Source organism: Marinicrinis sediminis (assembly GCF_042685085.1).
GTDB classification, from domain to species: domain Bacteria; phylum Bacillota; class Bacilli; order Paenibacillales; family KCTC-33676; genus Marinicrinis; species Marinicrinis sediminis.
Genome location: NZ_JBHUMM010000016.1, coordinates 17,495 through 39,373, shown reverse-complemented (window position 1 = coordinate 39,373; position 21,879 = coordinate 17,495). Strand labels below are relative to the sequence as shown.

Sequence of the window (21,879 nt, the reverse complement as noted above, 5' to 3'; positions counted from 1 at the left end):
TATTTCTCTACAGCTTCCATTTTCTTGTCATAACTGATTCGTCTTCTTCCCATAAAAAAGCTCCCCTTTGAGTAGTCCTGAATTTTGTTATTTCAGGTGTCTACTCAAAGGGGAGCATATCAGTCTCAGATCGGCAGTCTTTTTTGCTGACTTGCGCGCGTAAGCAGGCTATTCAGGACATCGAGAGATGACTAGCTAGCGAATGGCTAGCCTTAAAATGGCTCCCCGACAAATTGCGGCTGTCGGTGACTGAATCAGCTTGACGCACATGCCAAAAATGGCAAAAAACCCTGGCTGCATGGAAGGTGCGAGTCAGGGTGATCCCAATGTCTATATTGTCTACAACCTCTAATACTGTGCGCACATGACCGATTCACTAGCGGTTAAGCTGTTCCGCCAGTCGGGCAAATAAGATGTGGTCTTCGAGATGAATGTGCTGACGCATATCGGCCTCCAGATCCTCCAGTTTCTGATACGTCAGCTTCAAGGTCCGGCATGCTCCCTCAGGCAGCTGGTAGTCAGCGGTGAGCATTCTCATTTCCTTGAGCAAACTGCACGCTTCCTGATGATCGGCCTCCAGGGCAGTCAGTTGCGTCCATGCCTGCTTGAGCTGTTCAGGATTGCCGGTCTGTTCATAACGGAGGATGAGCGGGAATACCGTCTGTTCCTCGGTGCTGAGATGCCCCTCCAAATCAGTTTGTAGCGTCTTGAATTTGGCTTGCAGCACAGGGATAAATGACGGATTATCTTGACCATGGATAGCCTTTAGCTTGATCATGCAGCCTTCGAGGGCAGGCAGCTCTCTTCTCAGATATTCGTGATGCACCGCGATGATATGATGAATGAGGTCATGAAAGCTTTCGTGTTGCCAGTCGATCTCAAACAGGCCCTCCCGCCGCTTGAAGAAATCATACGCTTCAACCAGCGATTCCATCATCGCATCGCCATCGATCGGATGCGTTTCTTCGAGCGAATACGAGACATCGGCCGCATCAGGGGCAGCTGAAAGGTCCTCCGCACCGGGATCTGACTGAAGCTGCGGGTCCTCTTGACTGCTGCATACATCGGCTTGGCAATGCTTAAATACACTGCTGGCATAAGGGAAGGCAGATGCCATATCGTCAATCTTGTCATTCAAGGTAAACGGACGCATGATGCAAAACCTCCTTTTGACTTCATCTTAACGCGAATGGGGAGGAGGTTTTGTGCGTGATTTCACAATAAATGCAAACATTTGTGTAGTTTTGATTTCATTTGCATGGTCATATTGGCTCTTGGAAATCGGCTCAAAATCGATTATGATGAAGCAGTAGACGAGTAGTCGTCTTACTTTAACTTGATACGCCGAAGAGGTGCGAATAATGGATCAACAGGAACAAGCAAAGAGCAAGCCAATGTCCCAGGCCGAAGCCGCGAAGCAATTGCTCGCCAAGAAAAAACAAAATCAGCTGAACAGGCAGCAGCAACCTGGTCACCATCCGTCTGGCGGGCCTGTCATGAAGAGTCAGAATACGAAAAAAGTCAACAATCAGCGCAAGCGGATGGGTGTATAAGTCAAGCTGACAATCGACCAACCAAAAAACGAGCGAGATGTTCTGCATGGAACATTCCGCTCGTTTTTATTTGGGATTGACCGCAAACGGTCGTACATATAATAGGAAAATCAGCTGTCTGTGTGACGCTTAATCGTCATTGGACTGGGTGAAGATCATGATGAACTTCAGCAGCTCCAGCAAGGAGATCAAGGCGGCTGCGACATAAGTCAAGGCTGCGGCATTCAGTACCTTGGCGACACCGCGCTCTTCCTGGTTCTGAATGAAACCAAGCGATACCATTTGTTCCCGTGCTCTGGAACTAGCGTTGAATTCAACGGGCAGCGTAATCAGCTGGAAGACGACGGCAGCCGAGAAAAACAGGATACCGACCAACAGCAGATTCGCCATCTGCAGGAAGAATCCGGCCAGGAGCAAAAACGGCGCAATCCCGGAAGTCAGATTCACGAGCGGGAACATCTGATGACGGGCGACCAACATCGGATATTTCACCTTGTGCTGAATAGCATGTCCGACTTCGTGACACGCAACAGAGATCGCAGAGATCGAGCTTTCGTAATAGACGGGTTCAGACAATCTCACCACACGCTTCATCGGATCGTAGTGGTCGGTTAATCTTCCACGAACCGGTTCGATCGGAACATGGCTCAGTCCGTTCATATCGAGCATACGCCGTGCCGCTTCATATCCGGTCATGCCGGAACTTGTAGCCACCTTCGTCCACTGATTGAAGGTTCCCTTCACCCGGAACTGTGCCCAAATAGAAATACCAAAGGCAATCAAAATCAGAAAATCCATGGGATGAAAAAACACGGTGCATTCCTCCTGATGATATGAAAATGTATCATGATTCCTACCTCACATTAGCGGACCTTTACCAAGGATTAAGAGAATCGCTTCAATACAGGCCGCGCTTTGCGGGGTAAGTACTTTAAATACGTTCTTGGCCTGATTTGGTTTCAACGTTTCAATATAAGGTTCCAGTTCCTTGATTTCAATCTCCAGTTGCTTCATATGGGAATGAAGGGCATTCAGCTTCTCGGTAATCGCCGGGTCTCCCTGTTCCCTGGTACGGTCGAATTGATCCAGCCACTGTTTGATTTCTTCTAATGTATACTTCTCCGCCTTCAGCATTTCGATACGCTGCAATCGCTCCAGTGCCTTTCTACCATATAAGCGGAAATTGCCGCTCGTTCGCTGCTCTGGCTGGATAAGACCCAGCTTCGTATAGTAATCCACTGTGCGCTGGCTCACCTTCGCCAGATCGGCAAACTGGCCAATTTTCCAAAGTGTCTCGTCCCCCATGACACAGCACCTCACTGTCATGTATAGATTGCATTTCATTATAATAGGGTGTTCTACATAATAGAGTGTTCTAAAAATATCATAATAGATCGGATGTTAATCGTCAAAAGGTTCTGTGCCAAAAAAGGGAACGTTCGCAAAGAATTCAAAATCCATCGCTTCGATGGGGGAAACATCACCACCTCAAAAGTCATGTATGACAGCTATGTCACGTATTGTACTCATCTCATTCTTTTTAACCACTCTTACCACTTAAACACACCGATCACGCATGCTATCGTTCATTTTACGCCGATCACTCATACCCATCATCCTATCGCCCACTTTATACATGTCACTTATACTAACATGTCCCTCGTAAAGTACGAGGAAGACCATCTTGCACCCCAAACAGTCTTCCCATAATGATGAACATGTATGGAGATGTGATGGGGATAGAAAAAAGGTTATCAGATGAATAGTTAACATCATGCGTAAGTTTTGCATAAAAAAGAGGCTGAAAATCCGAACTTTAAGGCCGGATTTACAAAAAAGATACGCTTTCCAGAAAAAAAGTTCTGAAAAACAGTTGTCAAATGGCTCAAAACACAATATAATGACATTAACAGTTTCACATTGTGTAAATAAAATTAACACTAAAGGGGAGAGGTTAAGATGGAATTACAATTGAGTGCACTTTGGGTCATGTTGTCAGCCATTCTAGTCATTTTAATGCAAGGCGGATTTATCATGTTGGAGGCCGGATCGACTCGGATGAAAAATGCCGGGCACGTGGCAGGGAAGACGATCTTCACGTTCGGTCTAGCGACCATCGTATACTGGGCAGTCGGTTGGGGATTTGCTTACGGATCGGATTCAAATCCATTTATCGGGTTCGGGGATTTCTTCTACAATCCATTTGGTCTGGATGATGGTTCCCTGCCGATGTCAGTCGCTTTTCTATTCCAGTTCGCATTCGCTGCGATTTCCCTGACGATTGCTTGGGGCGGGTTCGCAGAGAGAGGCAAGCTGGCCGCTTATCTGATCTTCACCGTTTTGTTTACAGCCTTTATTTATCCGGTTATTTCCCACTGGATCTGGGGCGGGGGCTTCCTCGCTGAAGATGGCGCGCAAGATTTTGCAGGATCGACGGTCGTTCACTTGACGGGAGCGATGGCAGCATTAGCGGCGACCATTTTGCTGAAGCCAAGAATCGGGAAATTCAACAAGGACGGCTCTGCCAATGAACTGCCTGGTCACAATCAGGTCTTCACGACCATCGGGGTATTGATCTTGTGGGTCGGCTGGTTCGGATTTAATGCCGGTTCCACACTAGGTATTGATGAAGCTTTCTTCTCTGGTTATGTCGCGTTCAATACACAACTGGCAGCAGGTGCAGCAGCAATCGTGGCTTTGCTGGTCGCATGGGCATTCACTGGGAAGGCGGATATCGGAACGATGCTGAACGGAGCGCTGGCAGGTCTGGTCGCCATTACCGCTTCCTGTGCATTCGTTGAGCCTGGGGCAGCTGTTGTCATCGGGATGGTTGCCGGAGCGCTCGTATTCTTCAGCATGAAGTTCTTCGAGAAAATGAAAATTGATGATCCGATCTATGCACTGTCTGTTCACGGAGCGATCGGAATCTGGGGTACACTGGCAAACGGTTTGTTCGCAACCAAGGAACTGGCAGAGGACACAGTTGGCGTTGGTACAGCCGGATTGTTCTACGGCGGTGGATTCGGACAGCTGTGGGTGCAAATTGAAAGTGTCGTGATTGCCGGGGCTTATGCCTTCGTTCTCTCCTTCGTCTTCCTCTTGATCATCAAGAAGATTGTGGGACTGCGCGTAACGGAAGAGCAAGAAATCATGGGTCTGGACCTGAGCGAACACGGGACGTACGGGTATCCAGAGCAAATGAAAAGTGCATCCGGAAGCACCACGGTGAAGGGATAACGGCACGGATCACGAATCAAATCTATACCCAGGACGCAGGGAAGATCCGGTTATCGGGTCTTCCTGTCTTGCTTTGGATCGAATCATTCGCAGTACTGGCTGGCCCCAGTCGGTTAGGCCGGAGATGGCTTGGGATCGTGCTGCTCGATAATGAAAGGGCAGCGGATTGTCAGCAGGGAGGTGGCATGACGGGTGTGTACAAGGGAGAGAAGAGAAGGATGGGAGAGATGGCTGCAGCAAGTTCAGAACAGTACAGATTTGCAGCAGCTGTCCCGTATACGCAAGCAATTTCATGAGGATTTGTCGGGGGAGCAGCGGGCGGTAGAGACGCTCGTTGAGGTCGAATGGATTAATCGGATCTATGATGCGATGATAGAACAGACAGTGAAGCTGTCGTATGGACAACTGAATGAACAGGGGAAGGGATGGCCGCCCGTGCCGTTTCAGTTCGTGCTGTATGGAAGCGGAGGCAGGCAAGAACTGACCTTGTGGAGTGATCAGGATAACGGAATTGTGTATGAGACGCCGCCGAACGGACAGGAGGAGGAGGTTCAGGCTTATTTTCTGCAGCTGGGGGAAGCGGTTGTAGCAGGATTGCATGAGATCGGGTTTCCGCCATGTGACGGCAAGGTTGTGTCCAGTGAGCCCATGTGGTGTACGACGTATGCGCAGTGGGCAGACCGGATGGATGCATGGATCGCTGATCCGAACTGGGAGCACATTCGCTATTTGCTCATTTGTCTGGATGCCAGGCCGCTGTTTACGTATGGAAAGGTAAGCTTTCAGCTTCAGTTGCCCCTGGACGCATATCGTCATTATGATGTAACGGTATTGCCGCATTTGGTGGCCAATACGCTCAAGCATAAAATGGTTCTGAATATATTCGGCGGGTTGATTCCCGAGCCTTACGGGGAGGATGCCGGCACGATAGATATAAAATACGGCTGTTATATTCCGATCGTCAATGCCATTCGCCTGTTGGCCGTGGCAGAGGGAATTGCGGAGAGTTCAACCCGGCAACGCTTCTGGAAGCTGAGAACGAGCGGCACGTATCCGGTTGTAGAGCTGAAGAAGTGGGAGGAAGCCTGGATCTATTTTCTGGAGCTGCGCAATCAGGTGCATGCCCAGTATGAGCAGGGGGTCTTTGCGGCGAGCGGGAAGCTGAGAGTGGAACGGATGACGAAGGAAATGAAGCATACCCTGAAGTCTCATGTTCGGACAGGCAATGCCCTGCAGAAGATGATCAGGCGCAAGATCGGATCGGGAGGATGAGCTCGGAATGATGCATCCTGAACGGGACCGGGATAGAAAGGGAGATGGGGTGATCGCATGAATGAAAAACCCAATACACCGGGTATGTGGAAGCTGTACAAGATGGGGGGCATTACCCCTGCCATTGCAGCGGCATTCGGCAATCAGAATGCACAGCAAATGGCGTTCATTCGCTCCATGATGAAGGAACAGCGGCAATCCTCACTCCTGAATATTCCGCTGTATGAGATGGAAGGGGTTATCTTTGATCTGGAAACGACCGGGTTTATGCCAGCTGTAGATGAGATCATATCGGTAGGGGCGGTATGGATTCAGGGCGGGGAGATCGTTCCGGATCGTTCCTTCTATACCCTCGTCAAGCCGCTCAGACCCATTCCGGAAGCGATTCAGCAGTTGACCGGGATCGGGAATGAGGACGTTCGGCAAGCTCCGCCCCTGATCGAAGTGCTGCAGCAGTTTTTGCAGTTTGTTGAGCAGCGTATTTTGATTGCCCATGGCTCCGGTCACGATAAGCAGTTTCTGAATGCGGCCTTGTGGAAAACGTCCCGCGTGAGGCTGACCCACACGGTACTGGACACGATGATGGTCGGCAAATGGTTGAAACCGGAGCTCGGGTCGTACGGATTGGATGCCCTGCTGGATGCCTACGGCATTCCAATCGGTCGCCGTCACCATGCGCTGGAGGATTCCCGCATGACAGCCGTGCTGTGGCAGCATTATCTGAGCGAAATGAAGCAGCGACAGGTGCACCTGCTGGGAGATTTGTACGCCTACTTGAGCCGCTAGCCAGGAAACGGCCAGAAAACAGCCAGGAAACAGCCAGGAAACCTGATTCCGCGTCTGAGCGTCTGAATACAGACAGGCATTTACATTCGTATCAGGCATCCGACAGGTGCTTGTCCGGCTTGATGAGGAAGAACACCAGGGTAAGCGCAAGAAAAGACAAGGCAGAAACGGTCAGGAAGACGACGCGATCGGATATCGTCATGAGCCAGCCAAATATAGGCGGTCCTGCGGCTACGCCAAGGAACCGCAAGCTGCTGTAGAGCGAGGTGATCATGCCTCGTTCATTTTTTTGCACCGATCCGGTGATGAGGGTGTTCAGACAAGGCAGCAGCAAGCCTGTCCCGATACTGCTCAAGGTCAGGAGTGCAATGAAGAGATACAGATTGGAGAAGAAAAAGATCGTCAGGACTAGCGCGAGGGAGCTGAGGGCCAGTCCGATATTCATCAGCCAGCGCATGAGCAGACCGTTTTTCTTGATGATGCTGCCGGTCAAATAAGAAGTCGTGACCATGCCCATCAGTGGGATGGCCAGTACAAAGCCTTTGCGCACACCCGTAATGCTGTAAGGCTTGCTCTCCAGTATGTCGGACAAATAAAAGAGCACGCCAAAGATGACGAACAGTGCCAGAGAGCCCGCGAAGAAGCTGGTGATGAGCCATCTACCTTTTTGCTTCAGCACCTCTTTAACATTGCCGATGTACGTACCCAGACGCTGTCTCTCGCCATTTCGTGGCGGTTCATGGATCAGCGTGATGACGGAGATGAGCGCGATGAGGCAAAAGACGGGAAAGGCAAAAAAAGCCGCATACCAGACGAGCAGAGCCAGCAGAGACCCGATAATCGGACTGAGCACTTTTCCAGCGCCGTTGGACGCTTCGGTCAGACCGAGCGCTTTGCTTTCTGTGCCGCCTTTGAACAGGTCTCCCACAAGTGCCATCGCAATCGGTGCGGTGCCAGCTGCGCCCAGTCCCTGGAGCGCCCTCGCTGTAATTAGAACCCAGTAGGATTTCCAGACGGCACCGAATCCGGCAAGAATGCCTGCGAGTCCGTAGACGATCAGACATGGAATCATGACCGCCTTGCGTGAATAACGATCAGACAAATACCCTAGTACAGGTATGAAAAGGCCGGCACATACAGAGAATAAGGTGATGACAAGACTGGTCTGGAACTGGGTAATCTGAAGCTCCTTCTTCAACTGAGGCAGAACCGGAATGATCATGGAATTGCCCAGCACAAGGACGAGTGGCACGCTGGCAATCGCGGCGAATTGCAGAAAGCTTCCGTTCGTGTTCCCTTCCCCGGTGGAGGAGCCTGAGTGCCCTTCCTTGCTCTGGGTCCGTTCTGCGAAGGGGGCATGGTCCTCGGCTGGCGTAATGAATATGGATCGTCTTCTGGATTGGCTTCGTGACATGAGGCTTCGACTCCTCTGAACGCTGATGCCAGTAATGTTCCCGCCAATCTTACCATCCATGCACTTTGTTTTTTGCCATTAAATTCGTTAAGATAGAGGGGACGATCACGTTACATCAAGCAAGTTCATCAAGTACATTCATCAAGCAAGTTCAGGCAACGAAGACGAGGTGAATCATGAAAAGAAATTTGGCCGTATTGATCATTGTGGCAGCCTTGGTGGGTTTCGCCATTTATCAGAATGTAACCGACGAAGCCGCTCGTGCACTTCCGTCTGAGCAGGCAGCGAAGAAAGATTTCCTCGCCCCTCATTTCGAGCTGCAAGGGCTGGATGGGCAAACCTATGCCGTTAATGGCGAGCGGGAGAAAGTGCTGTTTATTAACTTTTGGGCTTCCTGGTGCGGCCCTTGTGAACTCGAGGCGCCAGAGCTCGTTCATTTGCATGAGAAGTATCAGGATGAGCTGGACATTTACGCAGTCAATGCGACCCAGGATGACAATGTAGATAATGCCAAGGCCTTTGCGGAGGAATACGGATTTGAATTCCCGGTTCTGCTAGACGATCAGGAGGGCAAAAAAGGCGAGGTAACGGATCTGTACAATGTATACGGGTATCCGATGAGCTTCCTCGTCAATCGTTCAGGGGTGATCGTGGATATCATTCCAGGGATATTGCCACCGGATGATCTGGAGAGCCGTGTCAAAAAACTGATCAAGAACGGCTGAGAAAAACAAGTGTAATCCATGAAAAAAGAGCGATCTCATTTTGGGAGATCGCTCTTTTTCTATTTGTGCAGTACGGTTTGTAGTTCACGTTTTTTAGCGGGCAACGCGCATTTCAAGCAGCGCTTTCCATTAGTGGTTCAACAATCCGCTTCGTTCTGCTTCCCGTTCCTTGTTGGGGGTAACAGCCGTCTTGCCTGTCAGAGCATATCTTAAACTGTCCACCAGCGCCTGCCAGCTTGCTTCGATGACGTTTTCAGAGACGCCGACCGTACTCCAGGTATTCTCGAAGTCCGAGCTTTCTACGAGTACGCGCACTTTGGCAGCGGTAGCATCCTTTTCATCAATGACCCGTACCTTATAGTCAGACAGGTGCATGCGCTGAATGTCCGGATAGAAGTCGATCAGGGCTTTGCGCAGGGCATTGTCCAGCGCATTGACCGGGCCATTCCCGCTGGCGACCGTATACACTTCCTCATTCTTCACCGCCAGTTTGACGATGGCTTCGGAGCGCACGGCCTGATCACGATGCCGTTCAATGGATACTTTGAAGGACTTGACCTCGAATACGTCTTCGACCTGTCCGGACGCCTTGCGCAGCAACAGCTCCAGAGAAGCATCCGCCCCTTCAAATTGATAGCCTTGATGCTCCAGATCCTTGATTTCCTGAATGACCTGCTTGGTTTGTGCATTTTGCATGTCGAGATCGAGGTTCAGCTCCTGGGCTTTGAAGACCAGATTGCTCTGTCCGGCAAGCTCGGAGACCAGTACGCGCTGCTTGTTGCCAACCAGCTCAGGTGTCAGATGTTCATAGGTTTTCGCATGGCGCAGGATAGCAGATACGTGAATCCCGCCCTTGTGTGCAAATGCGGCAGACCCGACATAAGGCTGATTAAGCGGCATATGCACATTGGCAATCTCGCTGACATACCGCGCTGTATTGGTCAGCTGCGTCATCTGCTCTGGTGAGATACACGTATAGGACAGCTTCAGTTGCAGGTTCGGCAGGATGGAGCACAGGTTGGCATTGCCACAGCGTTCCCCGAAGCCATTCATCGTTCCCTGCACCTGTCTGGCACCGGCATGAACCGCAGCAATGGAATTGGCGACCGCAAGCTCGCAGTCGTTATGGGCATGGATGCCGATCGGACAGTTTACCTGTGCGGCTACGTCCGTTACGATGCGCGTGATTTCGGAAGGCATGGAACCGCCGTTGGTATCACAGAGCACCACCCAGTCCGCACCGGCTTCCGCTGCTTTTTGAATGGTCTGCATGGCGTAGGCCTGATTTTGCTTGTAGCCATCGAAGAAATGCTCTGCATCATAGATGACTTCCAGCCCTTTGCTTTTCAAGTAAAAGACAGAATCATAGATCATCGCCAGGTTCTCTTCCAGCGAGGTTTGCAAAGCTTTGTGCACATGGAAATCCCAGGACTTGCCGAATATGGTGGCTACGGATACGCCGGATTCGAGAATTTTATTGAGGTTCACATCGTCCGCCGGATCTGTATCCTTCCGCCTGGTACTTCCGAAAGCCGTAATCTTGGCTTGCTTGAGCGACAATTGCTTGGCCCGTTCAAAAAACTCGATATCCTTGTTGTTGCTTCCCGGCCAGCCGCCTTCAATATAATGGACGCCGAGTTCATCAAGCTTCTGGGCAATCTTCAATTTATCTTCCACGGATAGAGAAATGCCTTCTCCCTGTGTCCCGTCTCTAAGCGTTGTATCGAATATCTTCACTGCACTGGACATGACTCATCCTCCTAAACATCTTCCGCAAGGTATAATTGCTTATTATAGCACTGTTGTCTATAAAAGTTGATACTTCTTCCGTGATTTTCATTCGTATAAATATTATTTGACAAATTTCGACATGTCCATTACATTACATTCATATTCAGCATGATAAACATCTGTGAGGTGGCGACATGAAGGGCACGAATGAAAAGCAAACGAACAAGGGGAATGAGACAGACAAGTCGGTGAAGGGGAGCGGGCATGAGCAGACAGGGAAGAGATGGGCGAGGATGTCGATCATCAAGCATTTGAAGATATCCAGGAAAATCATGCTGCTCAATGGAATTGCAGTCGTATTTCTGGCCCTGATCGGCTATGCAGGCATTTACTACAGTGGTCAACTGCAACAGCAATCGAACACGATGTATGAGGACAGGTTGATTCCCATCCATACACTCCATGAAATTCGCAACATGCAGGGCCAGATAGATGCCGCGTTGCTGGAGCTGTTGCTGGCGAAGGAGGATCAGGATCAGGTAGCACAGCTCGAAGAGAAGATCACGTCCATGAACAATCAAATGAACACTTATTTTGCCGAATTGCAGCAGCACAAGATTCGGGACGAGCTTCAGGGAGAAATCGAGGACTTTAAATCAATCTTTACGCGGTATCGGGCGGAACGGGGAAAAGTGATCAGCACGGCCTTTCTTACCGAACAGCAGCTTCAACTGATGAAGCGAGAGACGGCGTATGAATATTATGTAGAAAAAGTGGTTCCGATCCAGCGAGTGGTCAATGAGAAGCTGGAGAATATGGTTCGTATACATATCGAAAAGGCCGGACAGGTCAAGGCGTTCAATGAAGAAGAACGGCAGCAGTCATTCCTGGTGATGATCGGCTGTATCGGGGCAGCGGTGCTCCTGTTTGCGATGATCGGAACGGTCATCAGTTCCCGGATCGTCAAGCCTCTGCGCTCCCTGCAAGCACAAATGAAGGAAGTGGAGCAAGGCGATCTGCGTGTCTCGTGCGACTATGATTCGAGAGATGAGATTGGAGACTTGACCCGTTCATTCCAAGAAATGATGAAGGGACTGCGTGAACTGGTTCATCACGTAGATGAGACCTCCCACATGATGAATACGCATTCCGCGCATCTGCTCAGCAGTGCAGAGGAGACAGCCCGCGGCAGTCAGCACATCGCCCAGTCCACTCACGCCCTTACGTCTTCGATGGAACGTCAGGCGGATATGGCGCGATTCGCTTCCAATTCGATGGAGGAAATGAACAAAGGGATTCAGACGATAGCTTCCCATACGGAAGCGGTATCCGAGCTGTCTTATACAGCCTCCTCTGCTTCACAATCCGGCTTGCAGGACGTGCAGTCCATTCAGGAGCAAATGCAGGCGATTGAGCGGTCATCAGAAGGTTCGGAGCAGTCGATCAGGAAGTTGCAGCAGCAATCCGACCACATCCATACGATGATTCAGGAGATTACGCGCATCGCCGCTGCTACCAATATCTTATCCCTGAATGCTGCCATTGAGGCTTCACGGGCAGGCGAGGCGGGCAAAGGATTTGCCGTGGTGGCCCAGGAAATTCGCGAGCTGGCGGATCATTCGAAGAGGACGGCCGGTCAGATTGTGGAAGTCGTGGCGCATATTCATCAGGAAGCGTTATCTGCGGTGCACGCCATCGGGGAAGACCGGGTACGCATCCAGGAAGGGGTTGTACAGACGGAGCGGGCTTCCGCGTCATTTCAGCATATTCAGTCTTCTGTTGTGCAGGTCCGAGACAAGGTGCTGGAAGTGTCTGCGCTCGTGGAGCAATTAACCGCTTCCAGTGAAGGGATCGTGGAGAGCGCGAGACAGACAGCCGAAATTTCGGAAACGGCCGCGGGAAGCTGCGAGGAAATTGCGGCTTCGAATGAAGAGCAATTGCAGTCGATGCAGCAAGTGAAACAGGCAAGTCATCATCTTGCAGAGACGGCCCAGCAGCTCCGCAAGCTGGTATCCGCTTTCGACCTGTCTTCTTGACCGCGTCCGCGCGAAAAGGTATGCTGTAGAAAAATGGGACCATATGGGGCAGACTGCTGATGAATACCGATACCTTTTATCCGAAAAAAGGAAGAGTAATCCTTCATATTGATATGAATGCCTTTTATTGCTCGGTGCACGAGGCAGAGGAACCGGAGCAGTACCGGGGCAAGCCGTGTGCGGTCTCCGGCAGCATCGAGCAGCGCAAAGGTATTATTGTTACTTCCTCCTATGCGGCCAGAAAGCAGGGAGTGCGAACAGGCATGAGGGTCAGAGACGCGCTGAAACGCTGTCCTGACCTTCTTTTGATTCGTCCGGATTTTCATTTGTATCGCGCCTATTCAAAGCGCTTCATGAAGATGGTGTATGCGTACACGCCGCTGGTGGAGCCGATCTCCATTGATGAGTGCTTCGCAGATATTACGGGCTCCCGGCAATTTGGCTCCCCTCTTGAGATCGCCCGAGCATTGCAGCAGCGGATACGTACCGAACTGGGTCTCCCCTGTTCGATCGGCATTGCGCCGAACAAGCTGCTGGCCAAAATGGGTTCAGATATGAAGAAGCCGATGGGATTGACCATTCTTCGCAAGCGGGATGTCCCGAGACTGCTCTGGCAGGAGCCTTGTGCATCCTTGTACGGGATTGGGGCCAAGACTGCGGCGAAGCTGGATAAACTGAACATTCGCACGCTGGGTGAGCTGGCGAAGACCGATCCGCAGTGGCTGCACAAACAGATGGGCGTGCTCGGCCCTGCTCTGATCCAGGCAGCAAACGGGGTGGACGATGCACCGGTCAGATCAGAACGGGAAGCAGCGAAGTCGATTGGCCATACGACTACGCTCCCCGCCGACATTTCCGCTATGTCAGATGTGCGAAGAGTGTTCCTGAACCTGGCAGATCAGGTATCCAGGCGGCTGCGCAGACAGAAAATGATGGCGCATACCATTCAAATTACGATCCGTGAACCGGACATGAAGACTTACACCCGTTCGATGACGCTGCCCATTCCCACAGAGGATGAACAGCATATTTATCAGGAGGCGGTAGCGCTGTACAGCAGGCACTGGGCAGAGCTGAAGCCGGTACGGCTGCTGGGCATAACGCTTCAGCAACTCATCCCCAAGGAAGAGGCGGCGGTGCAGCTTGATTTGTTTGAATATGAGCAGTTCCCCCGGAAGGAAGCGCTGCACGAGACGCTAGACCAGCTCCGTGACAAGTTCGGGGAAAGCTCGATTCTGACCGCGGGTATGCTGAGTGATGACCCTTCTGCCCTCATACGGAATCATAAAGTCCGGGGCACCTCGCTTCAGAAGGATTTCTTCAAACAAATGAGCTGGGAGGATGAAGAGGATGATCCGTCTCATTGACCCGTGGACAGCGCTTTTTCTGCACATTTGGCGGGCAGATGAAAAGTATGAAATCATTTGAAGTTTCCATTAAAGTATATTATATTGGTATCTGAGGGTTCATGCTGTCCAATTTATTCATTAGGAGGAGTTCATTCATGGCAAAGTATACATGGGTAGAAAAAGATACTTGCATTGCTTGTGGAGCTTGCGGTGCTACAGCGCCTGATATTTATGATTACGACGATGAAGGCATTGCAGAGGTTATTTATGAAGATGATGCAAACAAGGGGAACACTGAAATTCCGGAGGATCTGTACGATGATCTTCAGGATGCATGTGACGGTTGCCCAACGGATTCCATCAAGATTGCTGATGAGCCGTTCAACAAGGAAGGCTAATCCATTCGGTTCCAGGCAGCAGGGATTGATCCTGCTCTAACCATAGAAGGAAGCTCACTTCATGTTCATGAAGTTGGGCTTCTTTTTTTTAGTGAAAATTAATGGAAGTCGGATAGAGGATGGCTGAGGGCTGTGTCATAATGTGGATAAGGATGCGAAAACCGTTTTCTTACAAGGAGTGTTGCGATTGAAGACCCGGCAGCCTGCGTCTCAGCAAAATGACCACCATGAGCAAAAAGCTCATTCCAAACCCGATGAATGGCGTCCGCCGTCCTCTGCGATGCATAGCAGCATCTTGCAGTGGCAGAGGACAGCAGGCAATCAGGCTGCGTATCAGCTCATGCAAGCTCGGCAAGCGACCACCCGGCTCCAGACTCCGCCTGTGCGAACGGGGACTTCGGAACCGCCGAAGCAACTCGTACGAGTCAAGAAGAAGACCTCACACGGCAAAGAAACCTACGATTATTATGTACCGGCAACAGACAGGGACACCGATGCGGAAGATACGCTCGATATGCCGCTCAGCAAAAAGCGCGAAGTGCTTCATGACCTGCAGAACAAAGGGAAAAATGTGAAGGCGAATGCGAGTGCTATTCAGGAATTAACGAAAGAAATCAATATCATCGGATCGGAAGTCAGCGAGTCCGAAATCATTCAGCTTGGCGTCCAGCTTGACCAGCTGCTGGTGAAGAAACAAAGCCAGACAGGGCTGGAGGAGTCGGACAACAAGCAAATTAACAACATCAGCTCCAGGCTGCTTCGGGCACTGGATTTTCTGGGAACGCTGGATCAGGGTGAGAAAGCTGCCTCCAGTCTGCGAATATTGTTGCAGGCTCAGATGAAGAAGATCAATGAACTGGATGATAAGGCGATTGAGAAAGCACAGGGGTTGGCAGAGAGAACAATCAGCCAAGTGACGCCGGCAGAACGGGCTGCTTACCGGGAGGATATCCGACGTGGCGGTGTCTGGGGAGGCGGGGCAGAAACGGCTGTGATCGCTTCTACCTTTGGCATGTATGTGGATTTATACATATTAGATGGGAATGGCCAGTATATTCAGGCGGATCGTGCAGGTGACCTGGGCGGGACTCAGGCAGGCTTTAGTATCTTGAATGTGGGCAACCATTATGTCGTCATTACAAACGGGCATGCCAATGGGTCCCCGTTCAGAGCGGATTCCCATCAGGTCTTTGATCCGGAACCCGATGGAGATTGCATGTTCAATGCTCTGCATTATGCACTTACCAATGGAAACCGGAGCGCTGCACTCACGTATCAGCAAGGCGATACCCAGGTCCAGGTACCTCCTGAAGAATTTGTTGCAAGGGCTCGTACGCTGGCAGCGGACGGTATGACAGATGATATGGTGGATCTGAGTGTGGAGGAAATCTTGCTGTCAGATCAGGTGTCAGGCGTTGGCGCTCATCTGGGACGTCTACTGGATTATCGGAAATACCATAAAGGTGAATTGACAAAACGCATGCATCAATCCAAGCTGGAAGAGTCTCATGTTCTGGACATGCTGAAAATGGAGAAGTTGATTCCAAGCAGCTTTTCAAAGAGCCTGGATGAGCTGATGGATATTTTCCAGGAGAAATTTGAACAGAAACCGGAAATGTTTCATCGCATTTTAACCACGATCCTCAAGCAAATAGATCAGCAATTCGTCGGGGAATCGGAAGTCCTTCATCAGGGACCCGACGCTGCGTTCGAGTATGAACAGCGGAAGGAAAAATCCGAACGGTACCGCCGGCAGCATGCGGTCGTGAACTCGCCTCACAATGACAAACAACTGGTAATCACCATCGAAGGGGCGGAGAGTCAGTTCGTCATCGATCGAATCGGTCAGTTGGTGCCGCGTTTCGTTGCGAGAAGTATCTCTGCGGAGAATATTGCGGAGAAAGACAATCATCACCATATCTATCCATCGGGTATGAGCCCGGAAGGCAAGCCTTCCAAATCCGGCGCCACAGGGTCCGGCATCAGTGACAACAAGGTGGAAGCAACACCGGAAATGCTGCATGTAGAAGGCAAGAAGCCATCCGGCTTCCTATCCACGACCAAAGACGTGGCAGGTACGATCAACCCGAAGGGGGAAAGCTTCGGCAGTGCGTTGTATATGATCGATTTGTCCTATCTTAATCCTGCTCACATTGCAGACTTGTCTTCGGGCAGTGGCATTAGCTACTATTTGCTAGGCAACTATGATGAGAAAAAAGGCGGTACAGAGAAGAAGAGCCTGATCTCCAAAGCAGCGAGTTACAATGACCGGCAAGTGGAAGGGAACAGGATGAAGAAGGAGAATCCAAAAACCAAGGATGTGGAGTTTACGGCGCAGGATGCAGAGAAGGATGATCAGAGCTTGTCCGGGAAAGAATGGCAGGCCATTATGGATGTCATACGCACCTCAGAGGTACTGATCAGTGACAAGATTCCGGAAGAAGCGCTCAGCAAGCCGAATCAAAGTGATAAAAAGTAGAAACCTGAGCGGCGCCCACTTCGTCCATATCATGACACATCCCGTGCACGGGTTCATCTCTCAATCTGTGCATCCGTGAAAGCATGAATCTGTGAAAGGCATGGAAGCGTGAGTCACATCATCGGCAATAGCAGTATGCTGTGGATGGCGCTAGGGATGTGAACTGAAACAGGAGGGATCAAGGATGAAAGTGGTAGGCTTTGGCGATTCGGTCACACATGGCGCACTGGTGGAGTCAAATCAGAAGTTTTTGGCGGTGCTTGCAGAACGCTTCCCGGCTTATCAATTCGTGAATAAGGGTGTCCCGGGAAATACAACAGCCCAGGCACGTCATCGCTTTGAAAAGGATGTGCTGGCCGAGCAGCCGGATGTCGTCATCATGTACTTCGGCCTGAATGATACCGTGTGCAAGGCGGTCAACGAACCGCTGGTTGAACGAACGGCATACCGGCAGCATTTGCAGGAGATGACTCAAATGCTGCAAGACCAGGGCAGCAAAGTGATTCTGTGCACCATTCATCCGGTCATTGAGGGTGACGCAGATCAGTATTATTATGCCAGGCATCCGCAGGAATACTATGCAAATCCGAACGGGATCAATGCCTGGTTAGCCTATTATTCTGAGGCGGTTTGTGAGCTGGCGGAGGAAATGAATGTGGCGCTGGCTGATCTGCAGGCGTCGTTCTATTCCTATCTCGATGACGAAGGGGCCCTTTCTGATTTACTGGTCTCACTGGAAGATGCAGGGGTAGATGATGGCGTGCATCCGAATGCGAACGGGCATACAAGGATCGCGGAGGTCCTCACTCCATTTCTGGCTCTCGATGATGAGGAAGACGAAGACAATGATGAAGATGACAATGACAATGAGGATGAAGAGACAGATTAAATAGATGGTCATGGCCCTCTCGGTTAAACGGAGAGGGTTTTCTAACGAATGGAGCCTTTTCAGCCGATACTATACATACAAATAAACCCTGAAGGGATTCACCTCAGGAGGGTGAAAGCACATGTCGCAGCAAATTGAGCATTTGAAAACCTATGTTAAGGAGCATCCTACGAATAAAATGGCCTGGTATTTGCTGGGCAAGGAATATTTGGCGAATGGTCAGGAACAAAAAGCCGCCTATTGCTTTACACAGGCGGGGGAAATTTACGAAGCCTATGAGAAAATTGCGTTTCCTGTGGACGCATCGCATGTGCCTGCTCCTGCTGGTTCTGTACATCCAGAATCAGAAATGGAGCGGATGACGAAGGACATGCTGGCAGAGGAGGTGACGTCCTCGCCAATCAGACGAAAACGCAAAAAATGGCTCGGTTTGGGACTGCCTGTCGTCATCAGTCTTCTGTTCTTGGCCTGGAGTCAGTCCGTCCTCTCCCCGCAATCGGGCGAAGAAGCGGTCGCCAAAGCTCCAGCGGTTGCGACGGACAGCACCAGTGGTGCCACCACATCCGATCAGCAAGCTCTATCCATTTGGGAAGTGAAGGGATGGCCGGAGCCAGTTCAACTGGAAGCAGGCGCAGCATCGCTCGTTCAGGCGTATGTATCCCGTCAGCAACAGGACAAGCAGACCGAGCGGATGATTGCCTATGCTTCTGTCCGTTCAGAGACGGAGGCGTCAGACACTGGAGACTGGCATCGCTGGGAGCAACACATCCGGCCGGTTGCCTCCATTTCCAGTCAGGCGCAGGGGGCAGGTCTGGAGCTTGAATTTCATGATGCCGAATCATGCCAATGTGAAGCGGGTCCGCTGGTGGGTGAGAAGCAGTTGACGCATGAGATTTTGCAGCGATTGCAATATGTGACGGTCGTCAAAACGGCTATAGAGGGATATGAGCAGCGAACGGGTTCGAAAGTGAAGCAGCTCCAACAGCTCATACAGCCTTATCCGAACAACAGTTTGTCAGGTGCAGATGACTTATTGCAAGAGGCGTTTGACTGGGTCATGCAGGAGCAGGCTCAGAAGCAGGCAGCGAAGACAGAGAAGTCCGAGCAGGCACAGCCGAGCTGGAAATGGGAAACACAGGCTGCTGCATCCATATCTGGGCAGAAGGAGACAAAGGGAGATAAGAAGCTTGATCAGCCGGTTCAGGTTCATCTGGACAGCGGTTTGCTCGAGCAGGTGGATGCTCTGCGAATCGTGGTCGATCAGAAGCAGCATCGACTGGCGCTCGTGAGTGGCAATACGGTGCTGCGCAATTATCCGGTCGGACTGGGCGGTGAGCGTACGCCGGAAGGAAGCTTTGTCATCAGTGAGAAGGTTATGAATCCAAATGGCCGCGCAGATGGAGATTTTGGCTCGCGGGGCATGACCTTGTCGGACACGCTCTACGCGATCCACGGTACCAATGAGCCAGATTCCATTGGGAAGGATGAATCGCTCGGTTGTGTACGGATGTTAAATGAAGATATCGAGGAATTGTTTTCGTTCGTTCCGCTTGGAACGCCGGTAGAGATACGGGGGGACGGGCAGCTTCCCGAGGAAGTCATCCGCGGGGCCGCCCCGTTTGCGCTTCCCTCACAAGTGGAGGAGACCAACCCGAACAAGCGGTATCGGTGGTTGAATTAACGGATGGGAGCCTTTCGCAGGGCTTACAGGTCTAGAATGAGCAGGATGGAAAGAATAACCGCCAGTCCGACAAAGATGCCACTTGTCCAGTAAAGGGCCTTTTTATTGACGGATTCGGGCTGATTGCTGCGAACCGGTTTTTGCAATTTTCGTTTTGCCATAAGAACGACTCCTTTGATTGAAATGAAGAGGAACAGGATTGCATCCAGCAGGGTTGGAAGATAAAGCGCTGTCATATATTAAGTATACCGCATCACAGGCGGGTTCATAAATACCTTTTATCCGGTCGAAAGGAATTTCGATGAAAAAGTAGGCAGTCGTGACTTCCCTTTTCTGAAAAAAGCGGATAAACTGTTCCATAGTACATGGAACGGAGGAATGACGGTATGTTGTATCGGCGTATTGCGAAGCCCGTATTGTTTAAAATGGACCCTGAAAAGGCCCATCATCTGACGATTGGTGGACTGAAGGGGGCAACTCGAATTCCCGGGATGCTCCAGACGATGAGAGGTCTGTACGGCGTGAAGGAGAATAAGAGACTGGCAACGGAAGTGTGCGGAGTCACCTTTCCGAATCCGGTGGGACTGGCAGCGGGACTGGATAAGAATGCCCAGGCGGTTCCGGCTTTTTCAGCGCTTGGTTTTGGATTTGTGGAAGTGGGGACGGTCACGCCGAAGGGTCAGCCTGGCAATGAACAGCCGCGTTTGTTTCGTCTGCCCCCTGATCAGGCACTGATTAACCGGATGGGCTTTAATAATCTTGGTGCGGAGACGATGGTGCAGCAGCTCGTAAGAGCGGGCAAGCAGCGTATTCCCGTTGCCGTGAACATCGGGAAGAATAAGAACACGCCAAATGAAGAAGCCGCCGGGGATTATCGGACGTGTATCCAGGTCCTCTATCCGTATGGGGACTTTTTCGTTGTGAATATCAGTTCTCCGAATACGCCAGATCTGCGAAAGCTTCAGCACGGCGAGGAACTGTACAAATTGCTGGAGACGGTGAGCAATGAGATGACCAGCCAGCAGCAAGCGCTTGGCGGGAAAGAAAAACCGGTATTTGTGAAAATCGCCCCGGATTTGAACCCTTCGGAGATACAGGATATCATAGAAGTGGTTCAAAACAGCCGGGTATCCGGCATCATTGCGACCAATACGACAATTAGCCGGGACGGATTGACCCATGCGCACCAGCAGGAAGCGGGCGGGCTGAGCGGCAGACCGGTGACCGACATTTCAACCAGGGTGATCCGGTCGATTTATGAACAAACGGAAGGGAAGCTTCCGATTATCGGGGTAGGAGGCATCTTTGATGCGGAGGATGCCTATGCCAAAATTCGGGCAGGAGCCAGTCTGGTGGAGGTTTATACCGCACTGATTTATCGGGGCCCCGGGCTGTTGCGTGAGATCAATCAGGGTTTGCTGCGCCTTCTGGATCAGGATGGCTTCCAGTACCTGCATGAGGCGGTAGGTGCAGACTTCAAGCAGTCGGTCAGATAGGAGTGAGTGCTTTTGGATGGCAGAGATTGGAGCAAGTTTTTGCTGCCTTATGAACAGGCTGTCGAAGAACTCAAAATCAAGTTCAAAAATTTGCGCGGTGAAATGAAGAAACGGGAGGAATATTCCCCGATCGAATTCGTGACAGGACGCGTGAAGCGAATTTCCAGCGTGCTCGATAAGGCGCAGCGTCTGTCGGTACCGATGGATCAGTTGGAAAATGGGATCGAAGACATCGCTGGTATTCGTATTATGTGCCAGTTTGTGGAGGATATCGAGAAGATAGCTGCGCTCATTACGAAGCGTCAGGACATGGAACTGATTTATGTGAAAGATTATATCGCGAATCAGAAAGAGAGCGGGTACCGCAGCTATCATATGATTGTGAAATATCCCGTTCAAACGGCACTGGGCCAAAAGGAAGTGCTGGCGGAGCTGCAGATTCGCACTCTGGCGATGAATTTCTGGGCCACCATTGAACATTCGCTGAATTATAAATACAAGGGCAGCTTGCCTGATGAATTGAGAGGCCGTCTGAAGAAAGCGGCAGAGGCGGCGTTTCAGCTGGACAAGGAAATGTCGAGCATTCGGGATGAGATCACCGAGGCGCAGCGTCTGTTCGAGGACAAGTCGGTACTGGTATCGAAGGTTCTGAGTGATATCCAGGAGTTGTATTTCTATCGTCGTGTTCGCGATGCGGCCACGTACCAGCTGAGATTTAATGAGCTGTGGGAGAAAGAGGACATCTGGGGACTCAAAATGCTGGCGCATCAGATTGAATCCTCCCTCCGGGAAGCGAAATCGTCCAGTTTAAGATAATGGGGTTGAAAACAATG

19 protein-coding genes are annotated in these 21,879 nt (G+C 50.9%); 13 read left to right on the top strand and 6 right to left on the bottom strand.

The annotated features are described in order from the left end of the window. Positions 1–376: 376 nt before the first annotated feature. Positions 377–1,153, bottom strand: coding sequence for a hemerythrin domain-containing protein (locus tag ACFSUC_RS09575; protein WP_379929332.1), 777 nt, complete (start codon positions 1,151–1,153; stop codon positions 377–379). A 208-nt stretch (positions 1,154–1,361) separates the two neighbouring features. Here ACFSUC_RS09575 and ACFSUC_RS09570 point away from each other — a divergent pair, with 208 nt between their 5' ends. Beyond that, a complete protein-coding gene (locus ACFSUC_RS09570; RefSeq protein ID WP_379929331.1) occupies positions 1,362–1,553 on the top strand; it encodes a hypothetical protein in 192 nt (63 codons plus the stop codon). 129 nt (positions 1,554–1,682) lie between these two features. On the opposite strand, the gene ACFSUC_RS09565 is transcribed toward ACFSUC_RS09570, so the two are convergent. Both ACFSUC_RS09565 and ACFSUC_RS09560 read right to left on the bottom strand, forming a co-directional pair. After that, positions 1,683–2,366 carry a zinc metallopeptidase gene (locus ACFSUC_RS09565; protein ID WP_379929330.1) on the bottom strand — a complete coding sequence of 228 codons (684 nt, stop codon included), beginning with the start codon at positions 2,364–2,366 and terminating at the stop codon, positions 1,683–1,685. A 45-nt stretch (positions 2,367–2,411) separates the two neighbouring features. Continuing rightward, positions 2,412–2,858 (bottom strand): MerR family transcriptional regulator, encoded by a 447-nt coding sequence (locus ACFSUC_RS09560; RefSeq protein ID WP_379929329.1) that lies wholly within the window; start codon positions 2,856–2,858, stop codon positions 2,412–2,414. Positions 2,859–3,512: 654 nt separating this feature from the next. On the opposite strand from ACFSUC_RS09560, the gene ACFSUC_RS09555 reads away from it, so the two are divergent. From ACFSUC_RS09555 to ACFSUC_RS09545, 3 genes are all read left to right on the top strand, one after another. After that, positions 3,513–4,790, top strand: coding sequence for an ammonium transporter (locus tag ACFSUC_RS09555; RefSeq protein WP_379929328.1), 1,278 nt, complete (start codon positions 3,513–3,515; stop codon positions 4,788–4,790). 192 nt (positions 4,791–4,982) lie between these two features. Continuing rightward, positions 4,983–6,062, top strand: a complete 1,080-nt coding sequence (locus tag ACFSUC_RS09550) for a DUF294 nucleotidyltransferase-like domain-containing protein (RefSeq protein ID WP_379929327.1) — start codon at positions 4,983–4,985, stop codon at positions 6,060–6,062. Between the two features lie 57 nt (positions 6,063–6,119). Further along, on the top strand, positions 6,120–6,848 hold the full coding sequence (locus ACFSUC_RS09545) for an exonuclease domain-containing protein (protein WP_379929326.1): 729 nt from the start codon (positions 6,120–6,122) through the stop codon (positions 6,846–6,848). Positions 6,849–6,939: 91 nt separating this feature from the next. Here ACFSUC_RS09545 and ACFSUC_RS09540 read toward each other — a convergent pair whose 3' ends face one another. After that, positions 6,940–8,262, bottom strand: a complete 1,323-nt coding sequence (locus tag ACFSUC_RS09540) for an MFS transporter (RefSeq protein WP_379929325.1) — start codon at positions 8,260–8,262, stop codon at positions 6,940–6,942. A gap of 176 nt (positions 8,263–8,438) precedes the next feature. On the opposite strand from ACFSUC_RS09540, the gene ACFSUC_RS09535 reads away from it, so the two are divergent. Further along, positions 8,439–8,987 (top strand): TlpA family protein disulfide reductase, encoded by a 549-nt coding sequence (locus tag ACFSUC_RS09535; protein WP_379929324.1) that lies wholly within the window; start codon positions 8,439–8,441, stop codon positions 8,985–8,987. Between the two features lie 129 nt (positions 8,988–9,116). Here the strand turns inward: ACFSUC_RS09535 and cimA are convergent, their stop codons facing one another. Next, entirely contained in the window at positions 9,117–10,736 is a 1,620-nt protein-coding gene (cimA, locus tag ACFSUC_RS09530) for a citramalate synthase (RefSeq protein ID WP_379929323.1), read from the bottom strand. A gap of 176 nt (positions 10,737–10,912) precedes the next feature. Between cimA and ACFSUC_RS09525 the strand changes: the two genes are divergently transcribed. The 6 genes from ACFSUC_RS09525 (at position 10,913) to ACFSUC_RS09500 (ending at position 19,550) form a co-directional block, all read left to right on the top strand. Beyond that, positions 10,913–12,754, top strand: coding sequence for a methyl-accepting chemotaxis protein (locus ACFSUC_RS09525; RefSeq protein ID WP_379929322.1), 1,842 nt, complete (start codon positions 10,913–10,915; stop codon positions 12,752–12,754). A 56-nt stretch (positions 12,755–12,810) separates the two neighbouring features. Beyond that, complete coding sequence (locus ACFSUC_RS09520) at positions 12,811–14,121, top strand: DNA polymerase IV (protein ID WP_379929333.1); 1,311 nt, start codon at positions 12,811–12,813, stop codon at positions 14,119–14,121. Between the two features lie 137 nt (positions 14,122–14,258). Beyond that, positions 14,259–14,501: a ferredoxin gene (locus tag ACFSUC_RS09515; RefSeq protein WP_379929321.1), complete on the top strand. Its 243-nt coding sequence runs from the start codon at positions 14,259–14,261 to the stop codon at positions 14,499–14,501. A gap of 187 nt (positions 14,502–14,688) precedes the next feature. Next, positions 14,689–16,980, top strand: a complete 2,292-nt coding sequence (locus tag ACFSUC_RS09510) for a hypothetical protein (RefSeq protein ID WP_379929320.1) — start codon at positions 14,689–14,691, stop codon at positions 16,978–16,980. Positions 16,981–17,164: 184 nt separating this feature from the next. After that, positions 17,165–17,869, top strand: coding sequence for an SGNH/GDSL hydrolase family protein (locus tag ACFSUC_RS09505; RefSeq protein ID WP_379929319.1), 705 nt, complete (start codon positions 17,165–17,167; stop codon positions 17,867–17,869). A 121-nt stretch (positions 17,870–17,990) separates the two neighbouring features. Continuing rightward, entirely contained in the window at positions 17,991–19,550 is a 1,560-nt protein-coding gene (locus tag ACFSUC_RS09500) for a L,D-transpeptidase family protein (RefSeq protein WP_379929318.1), read from the top strand. A 23-nt stretch (positions 19,551–19,573) separates the two neighbouring features. On the opposite strand, the gene ACFSUC_RS09495 is transcribed toward ACFSUC_RS09500, so the two are convergent. After that, positions 19,574–19,711 carry a hypothetical protein gene (locus ACFSUC_RS09495; RefSeq protein WP_379929317.1) on the bottom strand — a complete coding sequence of 46 codons (138 nt, stop codon included), beginning with the start codon at positions 19,709–19,711 and terminating at the stop codon, positions 19,574–19,576. Positions 19,712–19,936: 225 nt separating this feature from the next. Here ACFSUC_RS09495 and ACFSUC_RS09490 point away from each other — a divergent pair, with 225 nt between their 5' ends. Together ACFSUC_RS09490 and ACFSUC_RS09485 are read left to right on the top strand one after the other, a co-directional pair. Then, positions 19,937–21,046: a quinone-dependent dihydroorotate dehydrogenase gene (locus tag ACFSUC_RS09490; protein ID WP_379929316.1), complete on the top strand. Its 1,110-nt coding sequence runs from the start codon at positions 19,937–19,939 to the stop codon at positions 21,044–21,046. Positions 21,047–21,058: 12 nt separating this feature from the next. Beyond that, positions 21,059–21,862 carry a GTP pyrophosphokinase gene (locus ACFSUC_RS09485; RefSeq protein ID WP_379929315.1) on the top strand — a complete coding sequence of 268 codons (804 nt, stop codon included), beginning with the start codon at positions 21,059–21,061 and terminating at the stop codon, positions 21,860–21,862. Positions 21,863–21,879 lie beyond the last annotated feature (17 nt).